Genomic DNA, 25,736 nt, shown 5'->3' on the forward strand with positions numbered 1-25,736 from the left:
ATACTAATTGCCCGTGAGGCTTGACCATATAACACCCAAACAATTTGATGTTTGTGTGTCTAATACACGAAGACCGCAACAGCCGAAAATTTGTAAGAACTGCAAAACCTTTATCACATACCCAATTCGGAGCAACGTCTAACGACGGTACTCCAGCTGAATCGCTTGACGACCATAGAGCATTGGAACCACCTGATCCCATCCCGAACTCAGTAGTGAAACGATGCATCGCCGATGGTAGTGTGGGGTTTCCCCATGTGAGAGTAGGTCATCGTCAAGCACCTACACCAAAACCCCCGATCAGGAAACTGATCGGGGGTTTTACTATGCGCGCCGAAAATTTTTAAAAGCCTAGCGCTGGCTCTGTTACGAAGTGCGCTCCTGCAGAGCGCACTTAAACTCAGTTTATTGCGTCGCTTAGCGCTTTTGCGGGTACGTATTTGACGATTTTCTTGGCGGAAATTTGTAGCGCTTCACCGGTTTTGGGGTTTCGGCCGGTACGTGCAGGGCGCTCGTTCACTTTGAGTTTGCCAATGCCAGGTAGAGTGATCTCGTCACCATTTTCCAGTGCGTCGGATACGATCTCGCTCAACTGTTCGAGTGCTGCGCGTATTGTGCTTTTCGGTGTGTCGATGGCTTCCGCAATGTCGCTGATCAATTGGTCTTTAGTTATTGCCATGGTTAGTTCCTTTGGGGTTTATGCGGATTGAGTGCGAGTCAGGATATCTGACCTCGCTGAAAATTTGCGTGTGCAAAAGTCATTAGCAATGAGTCTGGGGCGCAGTCTATGCTGATGTTACTTAGTCATTGCCTTGGAGAGCCAGCATGCTGCGTGTCTTTGCTGATTTAGGTTTTCGCTGGAAGATCGCACTTCCCATTTTGTTGCTGGCGGTTTTGCTTGTTTCTATGGGCGTTCTCGGTATGCGAGGGATTACCCAGGTCGCTGACTCAAGCACGAAGCTGACTAATCGTTTCTTGCCAGGCATTAGCCTGCTGTTGAATGCGGATCGCGATCTCTATCAGGCGTTTGTTGCAGAGCGCAGCTTACTTGATGAGGGGGTGGGAGAAAATGCTGATGCGCTGACAGCTACGCATGCGGAGAACTTGCAGCAGGCTTATGACCGCGTACATAAATTCGCAGGCATGCAGCCTAGCAGTGAGGCGATGATATTAGTTACGCAGTTCGACGCGGGCTTCGAGCGCTGGAAGACAACCTCGCAAAAGGTCTTACAGTTAGCTATCAATGATCCTCAGGCGGCAAGTGTGTTGAGTTTCGGTAGCAGCGAAGAGCAGTTTGAGGCAATGCGCACCGCGATCGACAAGCTGGGCGAGATGGATGATGTGGCAGCTAATGCCGAAGGGCTAGCAGCCATAGCGCTGGGCGAAACTTTGAGCTGGCAGCAGGGGGTGATTATTGCCATCGGCTTAGTCGTTTGCCTCGTATTGGTCGTTGGTTTTCCAATCCTTATCACTGGGCCGTTACATAATTTACTTAACCGTATTGAGCAGGTCGCTGACGGTGATGGCGATCTGCGGGTGCGCTTGGATGTGTTGTCTAATGATGAGTTGGGTAAGCTCAGTCATGCATTCAATCGCTTTCTCGATAAATTGCAGCCGTTGATAAAAGAGGTTGGTCGAGTTACGGGTGAGGTCGAAAGCGCTGCGCAAAATCTGGCAGGGATGGCTGCAGCCAATGATAGGTTGATCAGCAGTGAGCACGCAGCAGTAGATCAGGTGAGTACTGCGGCAACGCAGATGAGCTCTGCTGTGCATGAAGTTGCACGTAATGCGCAAAATGCAGCTGACGCGGCTCGTGGTGCAGAAGCTCAATCACGAGAGGGTGCGCGAGTAGTTGGAGCAACGATTAACTCTATTCGTCAGTTGGCGCAAGAAGTCGAAAGCGCTTCGGTAACTATCCAAACCCTTGAGCAGGAAGCCACCAATATTGGTGCGGTACTAGCTGTTATCAGGGGCATTGCTGAGCAAACCAACTTGTTAGCATTGAATGCAGCGATTGAGGCGGCACGCGCTGGAGAGCAGGGCCGCGGTTTCGCGGTTGTGGCGGATGAGGTGCGTGCACTGGCAGCGCGCACGCAAGAATCGACCAAGGATATCCAAATGATGATCGAGCGCCTGCAAGTTGGCGTGCAGAATGCCGTTAAGGCTACTCATTCAGGAAGTACCAGGGCGCGACAAAGTGTTGAGCAAGCGGCCGGTGTAGATCAGGCACTCACTGACACTAGCGATTCGGTAAAGCGTATCAACGACATGACGGCGCAGATCGCAACAGCTTGCGAGGAGCAGAGCAGTGTGACTGAGGAGATTGCACGTAATATCAGTGATATTCGCGATCTTTCTGATGAAGCAGCAAAAACCTCTGAGCAGAGTGCCAAGGCCAGTCAGCGGCTATCTGAGCTGTCACATGGATTGACTAAGTTGGTTGGTAGGTTTCGTGTCTAGTGCGCGATTAAATAGGCTAAGTGTTTGAAACGGTTGTAACTTCAAGTCAAGCCGGTACAATACCTCGGCTCGCTTCTAGTGAGCTGCGTTATGGTGGTCCTGCCGGTCCCCTCGCAACGATCAGCCGTGAACCCGGTCAGGCCTGGAAGGGAGCAGCCGCAGCGGTGACATTGTGTGCCGAGGTGTGGCTGGTAGGGCTGCCTCCAATCTCTCCATGGTAACGACTCATCTGCAGAGTAAGTGCCAGTCTCGACACCCTCGATCGTCAAATATCCGCCTGTCAGATCTGAATCTCCCCAGGTTTTCTAGGCACTTTGAATCGCCCCGAACTGTCTAGACACTCTTCTGGCTCTTGTGTATCGAACCACCTGCGTAATGATAGATTTCACCTTCCGAATTTCTGTTATTGGGCGAAAAAGTCCGTTACTAAAGTTCGAGTCGGGTGGTCCCCGAGCGTTAGGTTAGGCTGAATTCATTGCGCTGGTCGCAGGGATTTGCCATTCACGCCGTTGCTCGACAAACTCTCGCTCCGATCCGGTCAAGGGTGCCGGTTACTGATGGTGAAAAGGGGCTGTAGTTGAACGAGCGGAAGTTGTCTATGCGTCTAGAACGTGTGGCCGCGCATGTACCAGCAGGTGCGCGGCTTGCAGATATTGGCTCGGATCACGGCTATCTGCCGGTCGCATTGATCAGCCGCGGTGCCATCGCGATTGCGGTTGCTGGTGAGGCGGGCTCGACACCTTTCCACGCTGCTGAACGTTCCGTCCGCGAGAGTGGCCTGAGCCAGTTGATCAGTGTGCGCCTGGCAGATGGTTTGGCGGCAATCGAGCCGAGAGACGAAATTACAGCAATCAGTCTCTGCGGTATGGGGGGCGAGAAGATTCGCGACATACTCGACAGTGGTAAGGCTCGATTGACTGGCCGGGAGCGTTTGATTTTGCAGCCGAATGGCGGAGAGCAGGCGCTGCGCCAATGGCTGATGGAAAATGGCTACCGTATCCTGTTTGAAGAGGTGCTCCGGGAAAATCGCTTTGCATACGAAATCATTGTTGCTGAACGCTCTGGACCGGTGACGTAAACCGCCGAGGAACTGTACTTTGGCCCTCAGCAGATGCAGAAGCGCAGCCCGGCGTTCCTAGCCAAGTGGCAGCGCATACTGTGCTTGAAGCAACAGACACTAGCCAACTTCGCTCGGGCGCAATTGTCGGTGCCCGAGGAAAAGGTGCATAAGCTAGCCCTGCAGACGCAGTGGATTATTAAGCTACTGGCTTGAGTCTGGGGCGAGGGAGGCGCAAGGGGCCACCACGATCTCAGGTCGCACAATGTAGCGTGAGGCTATATCCCTTTGGCCTTCATGATTGACTTGCTCTGACAGATGCCTCTCGCTGTTGCAGACGCCGCTTACTGGTCACTGCAATGTTAAACCTGAGAAATATAAGTGCATTGACTGGTTTCTTAGGTCAATTGTGCAACCCAGCAATAGACGACTAATCAGTCGTTAGAATGCGTACCTAATAGGCCGAAATATATTTGGGATAAATAAGGCCTGTTTGAGTTTTGTGTCCTGCTGGAAACTATTTCTTCAGGTTTTTAGCGGGCCGCAGCGGTATGCAATAGCTACTGCAAGCATTCAAATTCCTTTCTATCTAGATAGGCCTCTAGACTAACTCTGAAAAGCTTTCCTGTTTTGCCCAAAAATCGGACATCACTCGTCGAATTTCCTGATGAAGTAGGTAGTCGCTTCGACTGACCTGACATGCGTTAAAGCGCTGAAGCTCCATCAGGAAGTCCGAGAAGAATTAATCGGTGTTTTTAGCCGGCAGTTTGTCTTGTGTTTTTAGGTCGAAGTCCGAGGCGTTATGCCTTTCGTGTAGTTGCTCTGACGGTTCACCCCAGGTGCGATTTACTTTGCAGCCCCGCTGAACGGCGGGTCGCTCAAGGATATCTTCAGCCCATCGGCGCAGATGGGTGTAGCTTTCAACCTGAAGGAACTCACCTGCGCTGTAAGCCTTGCCCAGCACGAGATTGCCATACCAGGGCCAGGTGGCGATGTCAGCAATGGAGTACTCGTCGCCGCCCAGATAGCGGTGCTCGCTCAGCTCACGCTCCAATACGTCCATCTGGCGCTTCACCTCCATGGTGAAACGGTTGATTGGGTATTCGAATTTCTCGGGTGCATAGGCATAAAAGTGCCCGAAACCACCACCTAAATACGGCGCCGAACCTTGTAGCCAAAATAACCAGTTCATGACCTCAGTACGCGCGGCATTATCCTTGGGCAGGTAGTGGCCAAATTTCTCTGCTAGATAGAGCAGGATCGCCCCGCTTTCAAAGACGCGACTGCCCGTATCGGTATCGAAAAGTGCCGGAATCTTAGAGTTAGGATTGACGGCGACGAAGCCTGATGAGAACTGGTCGCCGTCACCAATCTTGATCAGGTGTGCGTCATACTCCGCTCCCGCTTCGCCCAACGCGAGAAGCTCCTCAAGCATGATGGTGATCTTCTGGCCATTGGGCGTACCCATCGAGTAGAGCTGCAGAGGGTGCTTGCCAGTGGGTAAGTCAGCCTCGTGTGTGGGGCCGGCAATGGGGCGGTTGATCTTTGCCCAATTGCCACCATTTTCACTGTTCCAAGTCCAGACTTTTGGAGGTGCGTAACTGTTCGTGGCTGACATGTTTAAGGCCTCATGGGTTCATATTCAGAGCAGGCTTGGACGCTACTGGCAGTTAGAATGCGCGCGGTTGTTATGGGCATCCCCGCGCGGTTTCTGAAGGTCGTGATGGGGCCGCCAGGCCTATGGCTGTTGCACGGGATCAGTGAGTTTCCTCAGCCAGCTGCTCAAGAATGCGCGTGTAGTTTTCCGCCCCTTGTGCGCCCGTCACCAGGTGTCGGCGGTTAAAAACCATCGCAGGAACCCCGCGAATACCTTGGTTAGTCCAGGCATTCTCAGCAGCGCGAACGTCTGCGGCAAAGCGCTGGTCGGCGAGCACGGCCAAAGCCTCGCTACGTTCCAATCCGATTTCTACAGCTACATCGGCCAATACCTGATCGTCAGACAAATTCGCGTGATGGGTGAAGTGAGCGGTAAATAGCGCCTGTTTCAAGTCGTGCATGCGCCCTTGCTGATCGGCCCAGTGCAGAAGCTGATGCAGGTTGAAGGTATTGTGCATACGCATGTCGTCAGCAAAGCGGAATTCAAACCCCAGCTCCAAACCGATCTCGGTCATTTTGATTCGACTGTCCTCGGATTGCTCCCGCGTAGTGCCGTATTTCTCGGCTACATGTTCACGTAAGTTTTGACCTTCGGGCGGCATATCAGGGTTGAGCTCGAACGGATGCCAGTGAATTTCATGCGCAGTGCCTGTTGCTTCGAGTGCCTGTGCCAACTGGCGGTAACCGATGATGCACCAAGGGCAGACCACATCCGACACGATGTCGATCCTTAATGGTTGGGGTTGGGGGGTCATGGTTGCCTCCTTGGAGTGAATGTGATGAGTAACTCTAGGCCGTAGCGCGATGGTTACGGCCTTTTGAGCAAGCCTGGTGGCTCGGAGTCATACCGAAACCTTTCTGCGACTTCCCCAGCAGGGGCTTGGGTACGCGAGGTTCGCCGCCCTGGTCCTGCAGGTTTGAAGCACTCGCTATAGGTATATTCAGTATTTGAGTGATCGCTCAAGTACTGGGCTTAGACTAAGTGCACGCTTAGTGAGCAGTCAAACTGAAGTTGAACGATCACCCAAGTTTAGTTCTGCCGGCTAAGTTAAAGCCTTTTGCCCGAGAGATGAGCCGCCTCTGTACCATTCACGTTGGTCGTCACATACCTATGATAGAGAAGTTGAAACTAAAAACTGGATCGCATTTGATTTTTTAGGTGCCTACAAGCTCTGGAAATATTGCTCTTTCAACTCTAACGGCGGCATTTCAACCGATAGCTGCCTGGGCTTTCGCCAGTCCACTGTTTGAACGCACGGTGGAATGCACTTGTTTCCCTGAAACCAACCTTCTCAGCAATCGCCGCGATGCTCAGGTCGGTATTACGCAAGCAGTCAAAGGCAATGCTGCGGCGCACTTCATCTTTGATCCCTTGAAAGGAAAAACCTTCCCGCTGCAGTTGGCGGCGAAAGCTGGTGACGCTCAGGTTATCTTCGCGGGCCAGCTCGACTAGGCTCGGCCATTGCGGGTAATGGCAGTTATGCAGCCGTCTATGCACCTGTGCGCTGAGGCCTTGGCGATTACTAAAGCGGATGATCACCCATTGCGGAGCTGTGCGCAGGAAGGCTTTTAGCGAGTCCAGATTCTGCATGACGGGCAGTTTCAGATAGTCAGCATCGAACTCGATTTCGGTTTGCGCGGCCTTGAATGTCAGATCCAGCCCCCAGAGCAGGTGGTCGTCATCATGGGCGGGGCGAGGGTGGCCGAATTGCGCGCGGCTAATCGGTATGCGTCGCCCGGCCAGCCAGCACATGAGACTGATGACCACCGTCAGGAAGGTTTCTTCGATGATGCTGCGCAGGAATGGAGCCTCTTGTCGATTGTGCAGGGTGATCACCGCGCTATTGCCGCGCAGCGATAGGCTGCCCTGGATATCCCGAAGAAACAGCCGCCAACTGGATAGGCATTGGTGCAGCGCCTGGCCAATGGTTGATGCCTGGATCAGGCCGCGACAGATCAAGGCAAAACTGCCGACGGGCATGCCGTGGGAGTCGTAGCCGAAGAACTCATCGTCCAGCTCCTCAATGACCATCAGCCATAACTTGGCAAATGCCGTAGCCGGTACCCGCGCTGCGCGCTCGGCTAGCAATCGCTTGGGAATTCCGGCCTGCGCCAAGAGCGCATCCATGCGGGCGGGTTGATCGTGCAGGCGGTACAGCGCCGCCTGGACAAAATAAACAGACACCGAGTCTTTCTCTTGCATGGCCTTGGTCCGTTGCGAATCCACCCATGTTGGGTGGCAAAAAACGTCAGCCACATCGGCTATTTTTGGCATAGGCCCAAATGGGACGCCTCTTTAGACTAAAGGACTGTTTACGTCAGGCGGCTCGATGTCGAGGTATTCCTGGTCGTAGTTGTTCAGTCGAATGTAGCCGCGCCAGTCGCGCCCATGCTGTCGGAGTGCTCTATGCCCAACCCCGAAGTTTACATCGTCAGTGCCGTCAGAACCGCAATCGGCTCCTTTGGCGGTACGCTTAAGGACACTCCGCTGTCCGCGCTGGCCACAACGGCGGTGCGCGCTGCCTTGCAGAGAAGCGGGTGTGCTGCCGCGCGCGTTGGCCATGTGGTGATGGGCAACGTGATTCCGACTGAGCCGCAGGACAGCTACATCTCGCGTGTTGCCGCCCTCAATGCAGGCATTCCACAGGAAACCCCCGCGTTCAACGTTAACCGCCTGTGTGGCTCGGGGTTACAGGCGATCATTTCGGCGGCCCAGAGTCTGCTGTTGGGCGAAACCGATATCGCCGTTGCTGGTGGTGTTGAAAGCATGAGTCGCGGCCCCTACCTGCTGCCCGGCGCTCGCTGGGGCGGGCGCCTTGGCGATATGCAGGCCGTTGATTACATGCTGGGTATTCTGCATGACCCCTTGCACCGCATTCATATGGGCATCACTGCGGAAAATGTTGCCGCGCGCTACGGCATCAGCCGTGAGGCGCAGGACAGCTTGGCCCTTGAGAGCCAACGGCGAGCCGCCCAGGCGATCGCTCAGGGGCATTTCCTCGGCCAGATCGTGCCGCTTGAAATCAAAACGCGCAAAGGCACCCAGGTGTTCGAAGTTGATGAGCATGTGCGCCATGACTTTTCACTTGAGCAACTTGCGCGCATGAAACCTGCATTCAAGGAAGGCGGCAGTGTGACGGCGGGCAATGCCTCTGGGCTGAATGACGGAGCGGCGGCGTTGCTGTTGGCCACCGGTGCGGCGCTGCAGGCCGATAATCTGCGCCCGCTGGCGCGGCTGGTCAGTTATGCGCATGCCGGTGTCGAACCTGAGTTTATGGGCTTGGGGCCAATCCCGGCGACGCGCTTGGCGCTTAAACGGGCCGGCTTGAGCATCGCCGATCTGGATGTAATTGAGTCCAACGAGGCGTTTGCCGCCCAGGCCTGTGCGGTGGCCCGTGAGCTGGATTTCGACCCGGCCAAGGTCAATCCAAATGGCTCCGGCATCTCCCTCGGTCATCCTGTGGGCGCGACGGGTGCGATCATCGTCACCAAAGCTATCCATGAACTGCATCGCACCCAGGGACGCTATGCCTTGGCGACGATGTGTATCGGTGGTGGACAGGGCATTGCCGCAATTTTCGAGCGCGTCTGATGGCTGTCGGACGCGCCACCGTTTTTAAGCGAGGCAGGGGCCGCAATGAATAGCCGGCACGCAGACTGCAACGCCTCCGTGGCACTGCAGTCATGCACCCGTGAGTCTGCGCTGTCGCGGCTTGAGCAGATTCGCTACAAGGCGCTTGAGCTGTTTGCCGAGCGCGGTTTTGCCCGGGTGAGCATGCGCGAACTCGCCCTCCACGTGGAGATTGGCTGCGGTTCCCTGTATCACCACTTTGAAAGCAAAGAGCGCCTGCTATTCGAGCTGATCGAAGAGCTGTATGACGACCTGCTGGAAGCGGTGTTTAGCACGTCTCGGGGCAGTGCTGCCGAGCGCTTGCGGGGTTTGCTAGGTGCGCACATCGCCTTGCATGAGCGGCGCGGTTTGCAATTTGTGCTGGCCGAGCAGGAGTTCCGTTGCCTTGGCGCGCAACACCGGGAGCAGATCCAGCAGATGCGCCAACGTTATGAGGACAACCTGCTGACTCGCTTGCTTGAAGTGGGGGCTGCGGGCCCGGCTCGGCTGCTTAGGCCAACGGTGCAGGGGGTGATCGCGTGGCTCAACAATCTGCCGAGCTGGTTGCCACAAACCGCCCTGGAACCTGCGGAAAAACAAGCGCTGATTGAGGACATGGTTGTTGCCATGCTCTCCAGCGTGATCAAACAACCACAGCAGGCTGCCAGCCCAGCCACGGCTGCCTTGGCGACTCATGGCGCGGCCGAATGACTTGCTGTCTCGTTGCTGAGGCATGCACACACCTACAGGGCGTTACGCTTAACGCCTGAGCAAAGGATGATTCGATGAACTATGCAACGCTGGACTGGCAGGTCGACGATGGCTTGTTGAAGCTGACACTCAACCGCCCTGAACTGATGAATGCGTTTACCGTCGAGATGGCGAATGAGCTGGAGCATGCTTTTAAGCGCGCGAGCTTGGATGATGAGGTGCGCGTGGTGTTGGTTACTGGGGCGGGGCGGGCTTTTTGCGCCGGCATGGATCTGTCGGTAGAGGGCAATGTGTTTGGCCTGGATGAAAGCCTCTCGCCCAGCCTGCGCGATATGCATGAGCGAATGGAGTCGGCGGAAATCCAAAACGGGGTTCGCGATACCGGCGGTCAAGTGACCTTGGCCATTCGCGCCTGCCGCAAGCCTGTGGTTGGCGCGATCAACGGCCCCGCCGTTGGTATCGGGGCAACGATGAGCCTTGCGATGGATTTTCGTCTAGCCTCGGAAAAAGCGCGCTTTGGTTTCGTTTTCGGTCGTCTGGGGATCGTTCCTGAAGCTTGTTCGAGCTGGTTTCTTCCGCGCATCGTTGGCTTGCAGCAGGCGCTGGAGTGGATCTACACCGCCGACATATTCGACGCTAACGAAGCCCTGCGTGGCGGCCTGGTTCGCTCGATTCACAGCGCCGACACACTGCTGCAAGAGGCTGAGGTATTTGCTCGACGTTTGGTTCATGGGCGCTCGCCCGTGGCCATCGCGCTCAGCCGGCAAATGCTCTACCGCAACAGTGCTCAGGCCGATCCGTTTGAGGCTCATCGCATCGAGTCACTGGCAATGTTCTACACCAGCATCGGTGATGGTAAAGAAGGTGTGGCCGCCTTTCTCGACAAGCGTGCACCTAACTTCACCGGCAAGGCGTCAGAGCTGCCCGCGTTCTATGAGCAGTGGGTGGCTAATAGCGCCGATGAGCAAATATAAAGGCCACATCTGAGTTGCCCGTCCTTGGCGCTAGAAGCGCCCGCGAGTATGTGCAGGCCCTGATCCGATCTACCGGGTTATGGCTTCTGGCCGGTGCAGTCGCGAGGTCAACAGGTCAACTGTAAAAACAATTCCGCCTAGGAGCTAACTTAAGGTTGTAGGTCTTGTAATAGGCGCTGTTGAAGAGGTCATCTGGAGCAATATCTCGGAGTAGTAGCAACCTTCGGCTAAGCCATCACCACACTAAGTACTGCTGCAAGAGGTAGATGCATGCCAGTCCTACCTTTATTGTTGTTGTCAGGCCCGTTGTGACCGCAGGCTCCACTATTCATGCCTAGCTTGCGCATTGCTTTACTCCGATCGGGTAGGTAAGTCACCCATCTTGCTGTACATTCGTTCAATACCGCCTAAGTCAAAAATGGAGTTGTCGGCATGACCTTGGGAACACGTTTTTCTCGCCTAGAACCTGAACAACGCAAAGCGAACCTAGTCGAAGCGACGCTGGTATGTCTCAAACGCCATGGATTTCAGGGTGCCTCGGTCCGAAAGATATGTGCCGAAGCAGGCGTGTCAGTCGGCCTTATCAATCACCACTACCAGAGCAAAGATGAGCTTGTAGCTGAAGCCTATTTGACGGTCACAGGGCGTGTGATGCGGTTGTTGCGCGATGCCATTGAGGCCAGTGCGGTCAATCCCAGGGCGCGTTTGTCTGCCTTTTTTAGCGCGTCGTTTTCCCCAGAAGTGCTGGCGCCAGAACTGCTAGACGCCTGGTTAGCTTTCTGGGGTGCGGTGCGTACGTCCGAAGTGATTAATTTGGCGCATGAGCAGTCCTACGGTGAATACCGAGCCATACTCGGCCAAGTCTTGTCCGAACTCGCTGAAAGTGAGGGCTGGCTCGACTTTGATGCTGAGCTTGCGGCCATCGGTCTCAGCGCGTTGCTTGATGGGCTTTGGCTGGAGTACGGCCTCAACTCCACGACCTTTACTGCGGTTCAAGGCGTGCAGATCTGTGAGGCCTGGGTCGATGGCCTGCAAGTCAACGGATTTCGCCGCGTGGGTTAGCCGATTACACTCTATTGATCATCTGTTCAGTAGTGGCTACATTGGCTTGCAAAACCAGTAATCGTTTCACCCCATATAAATACAAGAGTTGGCTGCGCCCATGGCGTGGTGAGGGCGCTGTAATGACGGCAACACCCTGTGTGCTGATCGTCGATGACGATCCAGTGATCCGCGAATTACTCACTTCCTATTTGCTCCGTGATGGTTATCAGGTATGCAGTGCCGAGACGGCAGAGCAGGCTGAGACCATGCTGCTGGAGTACCCGGTGGACCTGGTCATGCTGGATATTCGCTTGCCGGGCAAGGATGGCTTGACGCTGACGCGCGAGTTACGCGTCCGCTCCGAGGTCGGGATTATCCTGATCACCGGCCGCGATGATGAAATTGACCGTATCGTCGGACTGGAGTGCGGTGCCGACGATTATGTGGTCAAGCCGTTCAACCCGCGTGAGCTGGTGTCGAAGGCGAAGAATCTGGTGCGTCGTGTGCGCCACGTTCAGGCAACAACGGCGCAGGCGGAAACCCGGCAATTGAAGTATTTCGCCGGCTGGGTTCTGGACATTGACCGACGTCGATTGATCGCCGAAGACGGATGCGAGAGCCTCCTTACCCAAGGTGAATTCCAACTACTCAACGTGCTGCTGCGCAACGCCGGGCATACCCTCAGTCGTGACCAGTTGATGGATCAAATCCGTAACCGTGAATGGCTGCCGAATGATCGTTCGATCGATGTACTGGTCGGCCGTTTACGGCGCAAACTCCACGATGATCCGGCCGACCCGCAGCTGATTATCACCATTCATGGCGTCGGTTATCTGTTCAGCACCGTGGTCAGTAACCGCCCATGAGCCTGCAAGCATGCCTACTGACGTTGTTTGTCGGGATGGGCTTGAGTGCCGCGAGCCTGGCAGCGCCTGCTGCTGTGCGCTACTGCGATTATCCGGTGTACCCGCCGATTTCCTGGAGTGATGCCGCCGGTGAGATACAGGGTGTAGCACCGCGGGCGGTTCGCGAGGTCGTCGGCGCGCTTGGCTTGCCGTTACAAATGGTGGTGCTGGGCAACTGGAATCGCTGCCTGACGGATGCGGCTGAAGGCCGTGTCGACCTGGTGATTGCTTACCGCTCGGCCGAGCGCGAACGTAGCCTGGTGTTCAGTACGGTGCCTTTGTTGCGCGAAGAAGTGTCGGTGTTTTACAACCGGCGCAAGCCACTTAAGGTGTCCCGCCTAGAAGATCTTGCGCACTACCGTGGCGGCCTGCTTTTTGGTGAGAGTTACGGTCAGGCCTTTGATCGTTTTGTGGCGGACAACGGCAATATCGAGTGGGTGGCGAGCAATCAGCAGAACTTCGGCAAGCTGATCCGTGGGCGGATTGACTTCATTGCCCATGAACGGCGCACCGGCAAGTTGTTTCTCGAATACCTGCCCGGCGCTGCCGATATTGATGTGCTGCCGCTAACCCTGGCCGTGGATCATCTGTATTTCGCTGTGTCGAAACGCTCGCCACTGGTGACGCGCATGGCCGAAATAGACCTGCAGTTGCAACGCTTGAAATCCGCGAATAACGTCGAGCGCTGGTTGCACGAAAGCGAGCAGGCTTATCGCGCCTCGCAGGCGCAAGCGGATAAGCAACCATGAAGTCATGGACGGTGGCTCAATCGGGCGAATTGTCGCGGCGCTTGCTGCGTTTTATTTTGCTCTTCAGTCTGTGCTTCACCTTGTTGGCCAGCGCGCTGCAGTTGTATTTCGAATACCGCCGCGAAATGCAGGGCATAGACTCGCGCCTTGAGCTGATTCAGCGCGGCTACCTGACGAGTATCGAGCGCAACCTTTGGGATTTAAATCAGCCGCAACTGGACGTGCAACTGCGCGGGTTGGTGGATTTCCCCGACATCGCCTGGGTGCGCCTGCGCAGCGCTGATTTTGACCTGCTACACGGCCAACAACTGCCTGCCGAGGCCGCACGAATTCAGCGCTTCGATCTTGCTTACCACTTGGCTGACGCCGAGCAGCGAGCGCTCGGCTACCTTGAGGTTGGCGTCGATCTGGCCGCGGTGCACCAACGCCTGTATGCCAGTGGCTTATCTAACTTGTTGTGGATGGGCTTATTCATCTGCGGCTTGGCGATAACCCTATCCTGGTTGTTTCACCGCCTGGTAACCCGCCATCTATTGGCCATGGCGGGTTTTTCGCAGCGCCTTGCTGGTGGCGAGTGGACGGTGCCCTTGCAGTTGGAAAAGCGCCTAGGGGCTCCAGAAGACGAGATTGATGCGGTGGCCCATGCGCTAGACGAGATGCGCCAAGCAATTGTTACGGACATGCGTCAGCGTGAGGCCGATCGCCTAGTGCTGGAAGACAAGAAAGACGAACTGCAAAAAATGGTCGAGCGCCGCACCGCCAGTTTGCACAGTGCCAAGGAGGAGGCGGAAGCCGCGAACCTGGCCAAGTCGCGCTTCCTGGCCACCATGAGCCATGAACTGCGCACGCCACTCAACGGCATTCTCGGTATGGCTGAGCTGCTGCGCGATGCGTCATTGGACGAACTATCCCGGCGTCGCTTGCATGCGCTGCACCGAGCGGGCGATGGCCTGTTGGCATTGCTCAACGATCTTCTCGACTTCGCCAAGTTGGAGGAGGGTGAAGCCAGGGCCGAAATGGTGAATTTTTCTCTGCGGCAACTAATCGACGAGGTGCTTACGCTGCTTGAGCCCCGTGCGCAGATCAATGCCACGCTTCTCTTGCAGCGACTGGATCCGCAACTCGGCGAACACTTTTACGGGCCGGAGCAGTTTTTACGTCAGGTGCTGACCAACCTCTTGGCCAATGCCATCAAATTCACCCAAGACGGCACTGTCGAGTTGCGCGTTGAGTTGTTGCAGCAGTCTGAAGGTCGGCAGAGCCTACGGATCGAGGTGAAAGATAACGGTATCGGCATTCCTGAGAGCGTGCAGGCGCGAATTTTTGAACGTTTTGTTCAGGCCGATGAGCAGGTAGCGCGACGTTACGGCGGTGCCGGGCTTGGTTTGTCAATCTGCAAGCGACTGGTGCTTGCGATGGGCGGCGAGATCCAGCTGTACAGCCGTGAAGAGCAGGGCAGTCGCTTCTGGTTTGATATCTGGCTGCAACAGACGCAGCCTGCGCTTGTGCCTGTTAGCGCGGCAGTCTCTACTGCTGTAGTTAAACCGAGCTATGTGCTGGTGGTCGAGGACGTTGAGCTGAACCGCGAGGTGGCGCAAGGCCTGCTGCTACGTGAGGGGCATCGAGTGAGCCTGGCCGAGGATGCCGTGCCGGCTCTGCAGCAATGCCAGACGACGCGTTTCGATCTTATCCTGCTCGATGTGCAGTTGCCGGGGATGGGCGGCGTGGAACTCTGCCGGCGCATCCGCCTGGATTCTCAGGGCGCCAACCGGAAAACGCCTATATTCGCCTTCACCGCTAGCTTGCAGCCGGTAATGGTGCAGCGCTACCTGGATGCCGGGATGCAAGGGGTCATCGCCAAACCCATTCAACTGCCGGCCTTGCGCCAGGCCTTGGCCGGCGTGCCGCAGAGGGATGCACAAGCAGTCACTGACGAAGAGCTATTCGATGCGCATATCCTGCACGCGCACCGTGAAGCCTTGGGCGCGAGCAAGCTCAGCCAGCTGCTGCGCCTGCTCCAAACGAGCTTGGAGCAACAGGGGCCGCTGCTGTTGGAAGCCATGCAGGCATTGGATTACCCGGAAATCTCGGGCTTGGCCCATCGTCTGGCCGGCGCCTGCGAATCACTCGGTGGGCGTTCACTGGCGGCTTTGTTGCATCGCCTAGAACAGGCCGCTGAGGCGCAGGCGCAACAACTATGCCTGGAGCAGTTGGCGCCGCTGCGTGAGCTTCTCAGTGCAACTCAACAGGCGTTGCGCCACCTGCTGGTAGAGCTGTAACAGCGCTGTTACTACTTTTTACATGATCTTTCCCTATGTTCAACGGAAGCTTACATCGCTTGCCAATAATCGAGTGGGGACCGGGCGCTGACCTGGTCAAACTTTGGTTACTGGGAGACAACAATAATGAAGCTCCGCAAACTATCCGCCCTCGACGCGCTGCTGGTCGGCGCCGTCCTGCTGGCATTGATCGCTGGCTCGCTGAGCCTGTTCGACGATCCGATGTCCGGTCCGCTGCAACTCGCCCTGATCATGGTCGGCTGCTTCGCCGCGATGGTCGGCATGAAAAATGGTGTCACCTGGGAAGAGCTGGAGCGCGAGATCGTCGCCACCAACGCCAAGACGGTGGGGGCTATCTTTATCTTCCTGTCGATCGGCGTATTGATCGGCTCATTCATCATCGCCGGCACTGTGCCAACCCTGTTGTATGCCGGCCTTAGCCTGCTGTCACCGGCGTTCTTCTATCCGATGGCTTGCCTGATTTGCGCCATCGTTTCCCTGTGCATCGGCTCGTCTTGGACCACCGCCGCAACCATCGGTGTAGGCCTGATGGGCACTGCTCACGGCTTTGGTCTGTCGGCGGAAATTACCGCTGGTGCCGTGGTGGCGGGTGCTTACTTTGGCGACAAAATGTCGCCGCTCTCAGAAACCACCAACCTGGCTCCAGCTGTGGTGGGCACTGATCTGTTCGCGCATATTCGTCACATGGCCTGGGTCTCAGTGCCGAGCTTTATGATCGCCCTGGTGGTGTTTTCCATCCTAGCGCTGAACGCCGATTTACAAGGCGATGCGGTGTCGAATGTTGGTGAGCTCAAGGCGCAATTAGCCAGCTCGTTCAATATCGCTTGGTACAACCTGATTCCATTAGTCGCCTTGCTGGTCTTGTCGGTACGTAAAGCACCGGCCTTCCCGGCGATCATGCTCTGCAGCATCCTGGCCTGTGTGTTTGCGCTGCTGTTCCAGGCCCCAGTGATCGAGCGCTTCATGGCTGACAGCGGCCAGACCGGCGCACTTATGGTGGTTAAAGCACTGTGGACCGTGATGGCCACAGGCTTCGTTTCCAACAGTGGCAACGAGGTGGTCGACAGCCTGCTCAGCCGTGGCGGCATGGCCGGCATGGTGTTTATGGCCTTCCTGGTGTTCTGCTCGATGATGATGACAGCGGTACTTGAGCGTATTGGCTTTATCCGCTTACTGCTCAGCCTGATCGTGCGCAGTGTGCACTCGGTCGGAGCCTTGATCGGCGCAACGTTGGCCACCAGCATCGGCGTTAATGTGCTGACCGGTGACCAATACCTGTCCCTGGTTCTGCCTGGGCAGATGTGGAAAGAAGAGTACCGTCTGCGTGGCCTGGCCGCGGTCAACCTGTCACGCACCATCGAAGATGGCGGTACCGTGACCTCCGCGTTGATCCCCTGGAATGCTTGCGCCGTGTACATGGCCGCGACGCTGGGGGTCGCCACCCTGTCGTATGCACCGTTTGCGCTGTTTAACTGGATCAACCCGATCATCGCGCTGATCTACGGCATCTTCTGCATCAAGATCTTGCCACTGGTCAACCAAGACGCTGAGCAAGAGCCGCAGATGGCTGCCAAGCCTCTGGTGGGTGCCGCAAGCTAAGCCCGCGCGCCCTAAAGCTCTACCGCAAAGGCCTGACCGGCAACGGTCAGGCCTTTTTGCTGTAAAGGGTTGTGCAAAGTTGTAACGCGACGCCAATCTAAAATATTTAATCCTTTAAATTCAGATGGTTAGAAGTTTTTTTATATCTACGATGTCGATTGCCAGGCTACTGAACAAGTGTTTAGTATTGAGGCCGCAGAGGAAGACCATTCCGCATTTCTCGCCAGAATAAAAACCGAGGATTCTCATGAGTACTGCATCGAGCCTGTTGACCCACGTGGAAGGTGGTATCGCCTTCATCACCTTGAATCGCCCCGAGCAACGCAATGCGTTGGACATTCCCACGCTCAAGGCCTTGCACGCACTGCTCGATGAGCTCAGCGCTGATTCCGCCGTACGCGTGTTGCTGTTGACCGGCAGCGGCAGAAGCTTCTGTGCCGGCGCTGATCTGGCTGAGTGGGCCGCGGCCGAGGCGCGCGGCGATCTCGAAAGCTACGGCTGGACTGAAGCCGCCCATGCGCTGATGACTCGCCTGCATGCTTTTCCCAAACCGACCATTGCAGCCATCAACGGCACAGCCGTTGGGGCCGGCATGGACCTGACCCTGTGCTGCGATTTCCGCCTGGCCGCGCAGTCCGCGCGCTTTAAAGCCGGCTACACCAGCATGGCCTACGCACCGGATGCAGGTGCCAGCTGGCACCTGCCACGGCTGATCGGCAGCGAGCAGGCCAAGCGCCTGTTGTTCCTCGACGAACTGTGGGGCGCCGAGCGTGCCCTGGCTGTCGGCCTAGTCGGTGAAGTGTATGCCGATGAGCAGTTGCAGGCAGCGGCCGGTGAGCTGGCCGCACGTTTGGCCAGCGGGCCGACCTTCGCCTTCACCCAGACCAAACGCCTGATCGAGGCCGGCGCTCAGCGCAGCCTGCCCGAGCAGCTCGAAGCCGAGCGCCTAGCCGGCCTGCTCTGCGGTCGCAGTGAAGATGGTGATGAAGCCTTGCGCGCCGCCATCGAGAAACGTGCCCCCCTATTTATTGGCCGCTGAAGCGCCGCCTAACAGCACAGGACACAGTGATGAATTTTCAACTCAGCCATGAACACGAAATGTTGGTCGACACCGCGCGCAGTTTCGTCGAAAAAGAATTGCTGCCCCATGAGGAAGCGGTAGACCGTGCCGATGCCGTCTCCCCGGAACTGGCCGCAGAGATTCGCAACAAAGCCATCGCGGCCGGCCTGTATGCCTTCAACATGCCCGAAGAAGTGGGCGGTGGCGGCCTCGACTATTTCTCCCAGGCGCTGATCGAGCGTGAGTTGTCGAAGTGCTCATGGGCGCTGCATGTATTCGTTGCGCGGCCATCGAAAATTCTCATGGCGTGCAAAGGCCAGCAGATCGAGGACTACCTGCTGCCCACCGTGCGCGGCGAGAAGATCGACTGCTTCGCCCTCACCGAGCCAGGTGCAGGCTCCGATGCCAACGCGATCAAAACCCGTGCGCTGCGCGACGGTGATGACTTCGTCTTGAATGGCAGCAAGCACTTCATCAGCCACGCCGGCCACGCTGACTATGCGATCGTTTTTGCGGTCACCGACAGCTACGAGAAGAACGGCAAGAAGCGCAACGCTGTGACTTCCTTCCTGGTCGACCGCGACACCCCCGGCATGACCATTCGCCGTGGGCCAAAGTGCGTGAGCAACCGCGGTTATCACACCTATGAAATTTTCTTCGATGACTGCCGCGTACCCGCCAGCAAGGTCTTGGGTGAAGTCGACAAGGGCTGGGAAGTGGCCAACGCCTGGCTCACGGCTGGCCGCGTAATGGTCGCCGCCAACTGCGTTGGCCAGGCCCAGCGCGCCATGGACCTGTCGCTGCAATGGGCAGCCGACCGCCAGCAGTTCGGCAAGCCGATCGGCACCTATCAGGGCGTGTCGTTCAAGCTGGCCGATATGGCCACGCAGATTCGCGCTGCCGAATTACTGGCACTAAACGTCGCCTGGAAGATGGATCAGGGCAGCATGACCGATGCCGACGCCGGTATGGCCAAACTGTTTGCCAGTGAAGTGCTGGGCAAGGTGGCCGACGAAGCAGTACAGATCTTCGGCGGCATGGGTTTGATGGATGAGGGCCCAGTGGAGCGCATCTGGCGTAATGCGCGGATCGAGCGCGTCTGGGAAGGCACCTCTGAGATCCAACGTCACATCATTTCCCGTGAGCTGTTGCGGCCGCTGCTGCGTTGAGGAGGTCGTCATGAGCCAAAGAGATAACCTCAAACGCCTGCTGGCGCCGCGCCATCTGGCCTTTATCGGCGGCCGCAGCATGGCCCGCGCCCTCAAGCGCTGTGCCGAAGGCGGCTATGCCGGTGAGTTGTGGCTGGTCAACCCGCAGCACGCCGAGCTCGAAGGCGTGCCCTGCGTGGCTAGCATCGCCGAGCTGCCCTGTGGCCCGGATGCGGTGTTTATCGCCACGAACAAGGAATTGACCGTACAGGCCGTGGCCGAGCTGGCCGCCAAGGGTGCCGGCGGCGCTATCTGTTACGCCTCCGGCTTTGCTGAAACCGGCGCCGAAGGTGAAGCACTGCAAGCCCAGTTACTCGAGGCCGCCGGTGATATGGCCCTGCTCGGGCCAAACTGCTACGGCTTGCTCGACTACCTACACGGCGCGGCGCTGTGGCCAGTGGCCCATGGCGGCCAGTTGGTGGAGAAGGGCGTCGCGGTCCTTACCCAGAGTGGCAACTTCGCTTACAACCTGTCGATGAGCGACCGCTCACTACCCGTGGCCTATATGGCCTCGGTGGGTAATCAGGCGCAAATGGGCGTCGCCGAGTTGATGGACGTGCTGCTCGACGAGCCGCGCGTCACCGCCATTGGCCTGCACCTGGAAGGGCTGAAAAACGTCCCGGGTTTTGCCAAGGCAGCGCACAAGGCGCTGGAAAAAGGTATTCCGATTATCGCCCTGAAGACTGGCGTGTCGCAGATCGGTGCTGAGTTGGCCCTCAGCCACACCAGCTCCCTGGCTGGCTCCGATGCGCTGTATGACGCGCTGTTCGATCGCCTTGGGGTGATCCGCGTGAGCGGTCCGGTAAGCTTCGTTGAAACCCTTAAAGCGGCGGCCTGTGGCCATTTGCCGGCCGGGCCAAGCCTGGCCGCGATGGCCTGCTCCGGTGGTGATGCCGGGCTGATCGCCGACTACGCCGAACGCAACGGCCTGAGTCTGCCGCCGTTGGACGATAAGCAGCGCAGCGAGCTGGTACAGGTGCTGCCGAACTACGCCAATATCGTCAACCCACTGGATTTCACCACCGCCATCTGGGGTGATCGTGAAGCCCTCGACAGCATGCTCGACAGCGTCTTGCGCAGCCCGGCCGATGCCGCCCTGTTAGTGCTTGATTACCCCGATGAAGCGTCGGGTGAACGCCCGCAGTGCGACCTGTTGCTAGAGCTGTATTGCGCCGCACTGGCGCGCCACGGCAAAAGTGGGTTTGTCGCCTCGGCTTTCCCCGAGCTGCTTCCGGCCAGTGCCCGTGAGCGCCTGCATGCGCAGGGCGTAGCGGCGCTGCAAGGGGTCGAAGATGGCCTCGCGGCCTGGGGCCGTATCGCCCATTACCAGCAGCGCCGCACGGCCTTGCTGGCGCGCGGTGAATCGGCGCTGACGCCGATCTGCCCACAGGCCTTAAGTGATAACGGACAGTTGCTCGACGAGTGGCAAGCCAAGCAGGCTCTGAGCGCCTTTGGTCTGCCGTTGCCGCAGGGCCAGTTGAGCACCCCGCAGCATGCCGTGGAAACGGCGCAAGCATTGGGTTATCCGCTGGTGCTCAAGGTAGTCAGCGCCGACTTGCCGCACAAGACCGAGGCTGGTGGCGTAGCCCTCAATCTGGGTAACGCCGAGGCGCTGCAAACCGCGCTCGATAGCATGCGTGACAGCGTGAAGCGTTATGCCCCCGATGTGGCCTTTGACCAAGTGCTGCTGGAACGGATGGCGCCGGCGCCGTTGGCTGAGCTGATTGTCGGCATCAAGCGCGAGAATGGCTTCGGCCTGGCCCTGGTGCTTGGTGCCGGCGGGATTCTCGTCGAGTTGCTCAAGGACAGCCGCAGCCTGTTGCTGCCGACCACTGATGCGGCAATCCGCGAGGCGTTGCTGAGCCTGCGAAGTGCACCGCTGCTGCAAGGCTTTCGCGGCCGCCCGGCGGTCGATCTGGATGCGTTGGTGCAAGCGATTCGCGCAGTTGCGGATTACGCCTGCGAACACGCCGAACAGCTGCTGGAACTGGACGTCAACCCATTGTTGGTGAATGCCCAGGGCGCGGTTGCCGTGGATGCACTGATTCGTCTCGGCCAACCCGCCACTCAATGTTAAGGAATACCCCATGACCACAACCAAAGCCTTGACCGGCGGCCAGGCGCTGGTGCGCCTGCTGGCCAATTACGGCGTCGATACCGTATTCGGCATTCCCGGGGTACACACCCTGGAGCTCTATCGCGGCCTGCCCGGCAGCGGCATTCGTCACGTGCTGACCCGTCACGAGCAGGGCGCTGGCTTTATGGCTGACGGCTATGCGCGGGTGACCGGCAAACCCGGGGTGTGCTTCGTCATCACCGGTCCTGGCGTAACCAACGCCGCCACGGCGATTGGCCAGGCCCATGCTGATTCGATTCCGATGCTGGTAATTTCCAGCGTCAACCACAGCGCGAGCCTCGGCAAGGGCTGGGGTTGCCTGCACGAAACCCAAGATCAGCGCGCCATGACGGCGCCGATCACCGCCTTCTCGGCCGTGGCCAACAGCGCCGAGGATCTACCACAGCTGATCGCCCGTGCCTTCGCGGTGTTCGACAGCGAACGTCCGCGCCCAGTGCACATCTCGGTGCCGCTGGATGTACTCGCCGAACCGATCGCCCGCGACTGGAGTGCCGAGGTGGTGCGTCGTCCAGGTCGCGGTCTGCCGAGCGCCGAGGCGCTGCAACAGGCCGTCGCTAAACTGGCGGGTGCCAAGCGGCCGATGATCATCGCCGGTGGCGGTGCTCTAGACGCCGGTAACGCACTGGCCGCGCTGAGTGAGCGTCTGGCCGCGCCGTTGTTTACCAGTGTCGCCGGCAAGGGCCTGTTGCCACCGCAGGCGCCGCTGCATGCTGGCGCAACCCTATGTGTTGAGCCCGGCTGGCAGCTGATCGAACAAGCCGACGTGGTGCTGGCCGTCGGTACGGAAATGGCCGACACCGATTTCTGGCGCGAGCGTTTGCCGCTGACCGGCGAACTGCTGCGCGTGGATATCGATCCACGTAAGTTCAACGACTTCTACCCGTGCAGCGTGGCGCTCAAGGGCGATGCGCGGCAGACCGTCGAGGCGCTGCTGGCAGGCTTGCCGCAGCAGGCGCGCGACCCGGTTCAGGCGATTGCCGCCGTAGCCGGGCTGCGTGCCGCCGTCGAGGACGGCCAGGGACCGTTGCAGCGCATCCACCAGGCGATTCTGGCGCGCATCGCTGCCGTGCTGCCGGATAACGCAGTCATCAGCACCGACATGACCCAACTGGCCTACAGCGGTAACTACCTGTTTGCCAGCCGTGCGCCGCGCAGCTGGTTGCACCCCACCGGTTACGGCACCCTCGGCTACGGCCTGCCAGCCGGTATCGGCGCCAAGCTGGGCGCTCCCGAGCGTCCGGGCCTGGTGCTGGTCGGTGATGGCGGCTTCCTCTACACCGCGCAGGAACTGGCTACCGCTGTGGAAGAGCTGGACACACCGCTGGTGGTGCTGCTGTGGAACAACGATGCCCTGGGGCAGATCCGCGATGACATGATCGATCTGGACATCGAACCGATCGGCGTATTGCCGCGTAACCCGGATTTCGCCGGCCTGGCCGGCGCCTTCGGTTGCCAGGTGCGCCAGCCGCAAAGCCTGGATCAGCTGCAAGAACAGCTGGCGGAAGGCTTTAGCCATCCCGGCGTGACCCTGATCGAGCTCAAGCACGCCTGCGCCCAATAAGGCGGGCAAGGAGATGTTTATGCGTTTTTCCAACCTGACTCAACGAATCGCCGGTGACGGCGCTGCCGCCTGGGGCATCCACTACCGAGCCCTGGCCCGCCAGGCGCGTGGCGAGGACGTGCTGCTGTTGTCGGTCGGTGATCCCGATTTCGACACCCCGCAACCGGTGGTACAGGCCGCAATCGACAGCCTGCTGGCCGGCAATACCCACTACAGCGAGGTCACCGGCAAGCGTGCACTGCGCGAGAGCATCGCCAAGCGCCATAGTCAGCGCAGCGGTCAGGCGGTCGACGCCGACCAGGTGGTGGTGCTGGCCGGTGGCCAGTGCGCACTGTTTTCTGTGGCCCAGTGTGTGCTCGAAGCCGGCGATGAAGTAATAGTCGCCGAGCCGATGTACGTGACCTACGAGGCCGTATTTGGTGCCTGTGGCGCCAAGGTCATTCCGCTGCCCGTGCGTCCCGAGAACGGCTTTCGCGTGCAGGCCGAGGATGTTGCCGCGGCCATCACCCCGCGCACCCGCGCCTTGGTACTGAACAGCCCGCACAACCCGTCCGGGGCGAGCATCCCGCGCGCCACCTGGGAGGCCTTGGCCGAGCTGTGCGTCAAGCACGATCTGTGGCTGATCTCCGATGAGGTCTACAGCGAGTTGCTCTACGAGGGTGAGCACGTCAGCCCGGGCAGCCTGCCGGGCATGGCCGAACGCACCGCAACCATCAACAGCCTGTCCAAGTCCCACGCCATGACCGGCTGGCGGGTGGGTTGGGTGGTGGCGCCGCTAGCATTGGCTGAGCACCTCGGCAATCTGGCGCTGTGCATGCTGTATGGCTCGCCGGACTTTATTCAGGACGCCGCCTGCGTCGCCCTGGAGGCACAAATGCCTGAGCTGGAAGCGATGCGTGAAGCCTATCGGCAGCGTCGCGATCTGGTTTGTGAATGCCTCGCCGGCAAACCCGGGCTGCGCGCCCTGAAACCTGACGGTGGCATGTTCGTCATGGTCGATATCCGCGCCACTGGTTTGTCTGCTCAGGAATTCGCCGACCGCCTGCTCGACCGTCATGGCGTTTCGGTGCTCGCCGGTGAAGCCTTCGGCCCTAGCGCCGCTGGGCATATCCGCCTGGGTCTGGTGCTCGGCAGCGCACCGCTGCAGGACGCTTGCCAGCGCATTGCACGATGCGCTGGCGAACTGATTGAGCAACAGATTGAGGAGCCGTGCCATGCATAAGCACACGCAGTTGTTTATCGATGGCGCCTGGGTCGCGCCTGCGGGTAGCGGTTTGGCTGAAGTGCTCAACCCCGCGACCGAGCAGGTAGCTGGTCTAGTGCCGCTGGGCGATGAGCGTGATGTTGAGCGTGCGGTGCAGGCTGCGCGCCGAGCATTTCCAGCTTGGGCGGCGACCCCGTCCACGGTACGTGCCGGTTATATCCAGGCCTTGGCCGATCAGCTCGAAGCCCGCGGCGATGAGATGGCGGCATTGATTACCACCGAGCTGGGCATGCCGGTGCAATGGTGCCGGTCGATTCAGGTCGACGGCCCACTCGACGGCCTGCGTCACTACGTCGAGGTCGCTGCCCTGATGGATGAGGTGCGCGAGGTCGGCAACTCCTTGGTGATACGCGAGCCAGTAGGTGTGTGCGCCTTTATCAACCCCTGGAACTACCCGCTGCATCAGTTAATCGGCAAGCTCGCGCCGGCGCTGGCGGCTGGCTGCACCGTGGTGGTCAAGCCCAGTCAGGAGACGCCGCTGCACGCCTTCCTGCTGGCGCAGATTATCCAGTCCATCGGCTTGCCGGCAGGGGTGTTTAACCTGGTCAGCGGCCCCGGCTCCAAGGTCGGTGAAGCATTGGCCAAGCATCCTGAAGTGGACATGGTGTCGTTCACCGGGTCCACCGGTGCGGGTGTGCGCGTGGCCCAGGCGGCGGCGCCGTCGGTTAAGCGCGTGTGTCTGGAATTAGGCGGCAAGTCGCCGCTGCTGATCGCCGAGGACGCCGACCTGGCCGCCGCCGTGCGCCACGGTGTGCAGGACGTGATGATTAACTCCGGGCAGACCTGCACCGCGCTGACGCGCATGTTGCTGCCAGCCAGCCGCTACGCCGAGGCCCTGGAACTGGCCGTGGCCGAAACCGAGGCCTTGCGCCTGGGCGACCCGCTGGACCCGCAGAGCTTCCTTGGGCCGATGTGCTCGGCCGGTCAGTTGCGCACAGTGCGCGACTACATCCGTATCGGCCAGGAAGAAGGTGCGCGGCTGCTTCATGGTAGCAGCGCTGTGCCGAGTGGCTTTGAACGCGGTTTTTACCAGCTACCGACCCTGTTCGCAGACGTCGACAACCGCATGCGTATCGCCCAGGAAGAGATCTTCGGTCCGGTGCTCTGCCTGATCCCCTATGCCGACGAAGCGCAGGCCGTGCAGCTGGCCAACGACTCACCGTTTGGCCTGTCCAGCGGCGTCTGGGCCGGGACGCCCGCGCGTGCCTTGGGTTTGGCGCGGCAGTTGCGGGCGGGCCAATGTTTTATCAACGACGCAGCTTTCAACTACCACGCGCCCTTCGGCGGTTACAAACAGTCAGGAAATGGTCGCGAGTGGGGCGAAGAGGGGCTGGCCGAGTTCGTCGAGATCAAGGCCGTGCAATGCTGAGAGAGTTAACAATGACTGGAATGCCGCATACCGCTGAGCTGCATTAGCGCGGCTTGCCAAGTGAAGCCGCAC

19 protein-coding genes, 1 rRNA gene, 1 other RNA gene and 2 pseudogenes are annotated in these 25,736 nt (G+C 58.6%); 19 read left to right on the plus strand and 4 right to left on the minus strand.

Features of this window, described 5'->3' with window-relative positions; translation table 11 throughout:
* Positions 1 to 164 precede the first annotated feature (164 nt).
* Positions 165 to 280 (plus strand): 5S ribosomal RNA (gene rrf / locus BMZ32_RS08995).
* Positions 281 to 400: 120 nt separating this feature from the next.
* Here rrf and BMZ32_RS09000 read toward each other — a convergent pair.
* Positions 401 to 679 carry an HU family DNA-binding protein gene (locus BMZ32_RS09000; protein ID WP_090241636.1) on the minus strand — a complete coding sequence of 93 codons (279 nt, stop codon included), beginning with the start codon at positions 677 to 679 and terminating at the stop codon, positions 401 to 403.
* A gap of 146 nt (positions 680 to 825) precedes the next feature.
* Here BMZ32_RS09000 and BMZ32_RS19780 point away from each other — a divergent pair.
* The 4 genes and pseudogenes from BMZ32_RS19780 to BMZ32_RS09015 form a co-directional block, all read left to right on the plus strand.
* Positions 826 to 1,602: pseudogene (locus BMZ32_RS19780) on the plus strand (HAMP domain-containing protein); the annotation flags it as partial.
* A 78-nt stretch (positions 1,603 to 1,680) separates the two neighbouring features.
* Positions 1,681 to 2,460, plus strand: coding sequence for a methyl-accepting chemotaxis protein (locus BMZ32_RS19785; RefSeq protein WP_425272874.1), 780 nt, complete (start codon positions 1,681 to 1,683; stop codon positions 2,458 to 2,460).
* A gap of 100 nt (positions 2,461 to 2,560) precedes the next feature.
* An RNA gene (gene ffs / locus BMZ32_RS09010) (signal recognition particle sRNA small type) lies at positions 2,561 to 2,657 on the plus strand.
* A 380-nt stretch (positions 2,658 to 3,037) separates the two neighbouring features.
* Positions 3,038 to 3,733, plus strand: a pseudogene (locus tag BMZ32_RS09015) (tRNA (adenine(22)-N(1))-methyltransferase).
* A gap of 526 nt (positions 3,734 to 4,259) precedes the next feature.
* Here the strand turns inward: BMZ32_RS09015 and yghU are convergent.
* From yghU to BMZ32_RS09030, 3 genes are all read right to left on the minus strand, one after another.
* Complete coding sequence (gene yghU, locus BMZ32_RS09020; protein ID WP_090241638.1) at positions 4,260 to 5,135, minus strand: glutathione-dependent disulfide-bond oxidoreductase; 876 nt, start codon at positions 5,133 to 5,135, stop codon at positions 4,260 to 4,262.
* Positions 5,136 to 5,274: 139 nt separating this feature from the next.
* Positions 5,275 to 5,928, minus strand: coding sequence for a DsbA family oxidoreductase (locus tag BMZ32_RS09025; RefSeq protein ID WP_090241639.1), 654 nt, complete (start codon positions 5,926 to 5,928; stop codon positions 5,275 to 5,277).
* A gap of 440 nt (positions 5,929 to 6,368) precedes the next feature.
* Positions 6,369 to 7,376, minus strand: a complete 1,008-nt coding sequence (locus BMZ32_RS09030; RefSeq protein ID WP_090241641.1) for an AraC family transcriptional regulator — start codon at positions 7,374 to 7,376, stop codon at positions 6,369 to 6,371.
* A gap of 204 nt (positions 7,377 to 7,580) precedes the next feature.
* Between BMZ32_RS09030 and BMZ32_RS09035 the strand changes: the two genes are divergently transcribed.
* The 14 genes from BMZ32_RS09035 to BMZ32_RS09100 all read left to right on the plus strand — a co-directional run bounded on the left by BMZ32_RS09035 (position 7,581) and on the right by BMZ32_RS09100 (position 25,664).
* Complete coding sequence (locus BMZ32_RS09035; RefSeq protein ID WP_090241642.1) at positions 7,581 to 8,765, plus strand: acetyl-CoA C-acyltransferase family protein; 1,185 nt, start codon at positions 7,581 to 7,583, stop codon at positions 8,763 to 8,765.
* 45 nt (positions 8,766 to 8,810) lie between these two features.
* Complete coding sequence (locus BMZ32_RS09040; RefSeq protein ID WP_090241644.1) at positions 8,811 to 9,494, plus strand: TetR/AcrR family transcriptional regulator; 684 nt, start codon at positions 8,811 to 8,813, stop codon at positions 9,492 to 9,494.
* A 74-nt stretch (positions 9,495 to 9,568) separates the two neighbouring features.
* Complete coding sequence (locus BMZ32_RS09045; RefSeq protein WP_090241645.1) at positions 9,569 to 10,468, plus strand: crotonase/enoyl-CoA hydratase family protein; 900 nt, start codon at positions 9,569 to 9,571, stop codon at positions 10,466 to 10,468.
* A gap of 432 nt (positions 10,469 to 10,900) precedes the next feature.
* Positions 10,901 to 11,530: a TetR family transcriptional regulator C-terminal domain-containing protein gene (locus tag BMZ32_RS09050; protein ID WP_090241647.1), complete on the plus strand. Its 630-nt coding sequence runs from the start codon at positions 10,901 to 10,903 to the stop codon at positions 11,528 to 11,530.
* A gap of 122 nt (positions 11,531 to 11,652) precedes the next feature.
* Positions 11,653 to 12,378 carry a response regulator gene (locus BMZ32_RS09055; RefSeq protein ID WP_090241648.1) on the plus strand — a complete coding sequence of 242 codons (726 nt, stop codon included), beginning with the start codon at positions 11,653 to 11,655 and terminating at the stop codon, positions 12,376 to 12,378.
* Positions 12,375 to 13,166 (plus strand): substrate-binding periplasmic protein, encoded by a 792-nt coding sequence (locus BMZ32_RS09060; protein WP_090241649.1) that lies wholly within the window; start codon positions 12,375 to 12,377, stop codon positions 13,164 to 13,166. The genes BMZ32_RS09055 and BMZ32_RS09060 overlap by 4 nt, the downstream gene beginning before the upstream one ends.
* Positions 13,163 to 15,445 carry an ATP-binding protein gene (locus tag BMZ32_RS09065; RefSeq protein ID WP_090241650.1) on the plus strand — a complete coding sequence of 761 codons (2,283 nt, stop codon included), beginning with the start codon at positions 13,163 to 13,165 and terminating at the stop codon, positions 15,443 to 15,445. Before BMZ32_RS09060 ends, BMZ32_RS09065 begins: the two co-directional genes overlap by 4 nt.
* A gap of 126 nt (positions 15,446 to 15,571) precedes the next feature.
* Positions 15,572 to 17,065, plus strand: a complete 1,494-nt coding sequence (gene nhaC, locus BMZ32_RS09070) for a Na+/H+ antiporter NhaC (protein WP_090241652.1) — start codon at positions 15,572 to 15,574, stop codon at positions 17,063 to 17,065.
* A 247-nt stretch (positions 17,066 to 17,312) separates the two neighbouring features.
* Positions 17,313 to 18,104, plus strand: a complete 792-nt coding sequence (locus tag BMZ32_RS09075) for an enoyl-CoA hydratase/isomerase family protein (RefSeq protein ID WP_090241653.1) — start codon at positions 17,313 to 17,315, stop codon at positions 18,102 to 18,104.
* Positions 18,105 to 18,133: 29 nt separating this feature from the next.
* Positions 18,134 to 19,294, plus strand: a complete 1,161-nt coding sequence (locus BMZ32_RS09080; protein ID WP_090241654.1) for an acyl-CoA dehydrogenase family protein — start codon at positions 18,134 to 18,136, stop codon at positions 19,292 to 19,294.
* A gap of 10 nt (positions 19,295 to 19,304) precedes the next feature.
* Entirely contained in the window at positions 19,305 to 21,410 is a 2,106-nt protein-coding gene (locus tag BMZ32_RS09085; protein ID WP_090241656.1) for an acetate--CoA ligase family protein, read from the plus strand.
* Positions 21,411 to 21,420: 10 nt separating this feature from the next.
* Positions 21,421 to 23,031 carry a 5-guanidino-2-oxopentanoate decarboxylase gene (locus tag BMZ32_RS09090; protein WP_090241658.1) on the plus strand — a complete coding sequence of 537 codons (1,611 nt, stop codon included), beginning with the start codon at positions 21,421 to 21,423 and terminating at the stop codon, positions 23,029 to 23,031.
* Positions 23,032 to 23,050: 19 nt separating this feature from the next.
* Positions 23,051 to 24,253 (plus strand): pyridoxal phosphate-dependent aminotransferase, encoded by a 1,203-nt coding sequence (locus tag BMZ32_RS09095; protein WP_090241659.1) that lies wholly within the window; start codon positions 23,051 to 23,053, stop codon positions 24,251 to 24,253.
* Positions 24,246 to 25,664, plus strand: a complete 1,419-nt coding sequence (locus BMZ32_RS09100; RefSeq protein ID WP_090241661.1) for an aldehyde dehydrogenase family protein — start codon at positions 24,246 to 24,248, stop codon at positions 25,662 to 25,664. The genes BMZ32_RS09095 and BMZ32_RS09100 overlap by 8 nt, the downstream gene beginning before the upstream one ends.
* Positions 25,665 to 25,736: the final 72 nt, after the last annotated feature.

This window comes from Pseudomonas guineae, from assembly GCF_900113745.1.
GTDB classification, from domain to species: Bacteria; Pseudomonadota; Gammaproteobacteria; order Pseudomonadales; family Pseudomonadaceae; genus Aquipseudomonas; species Aquipseudomonas guineae.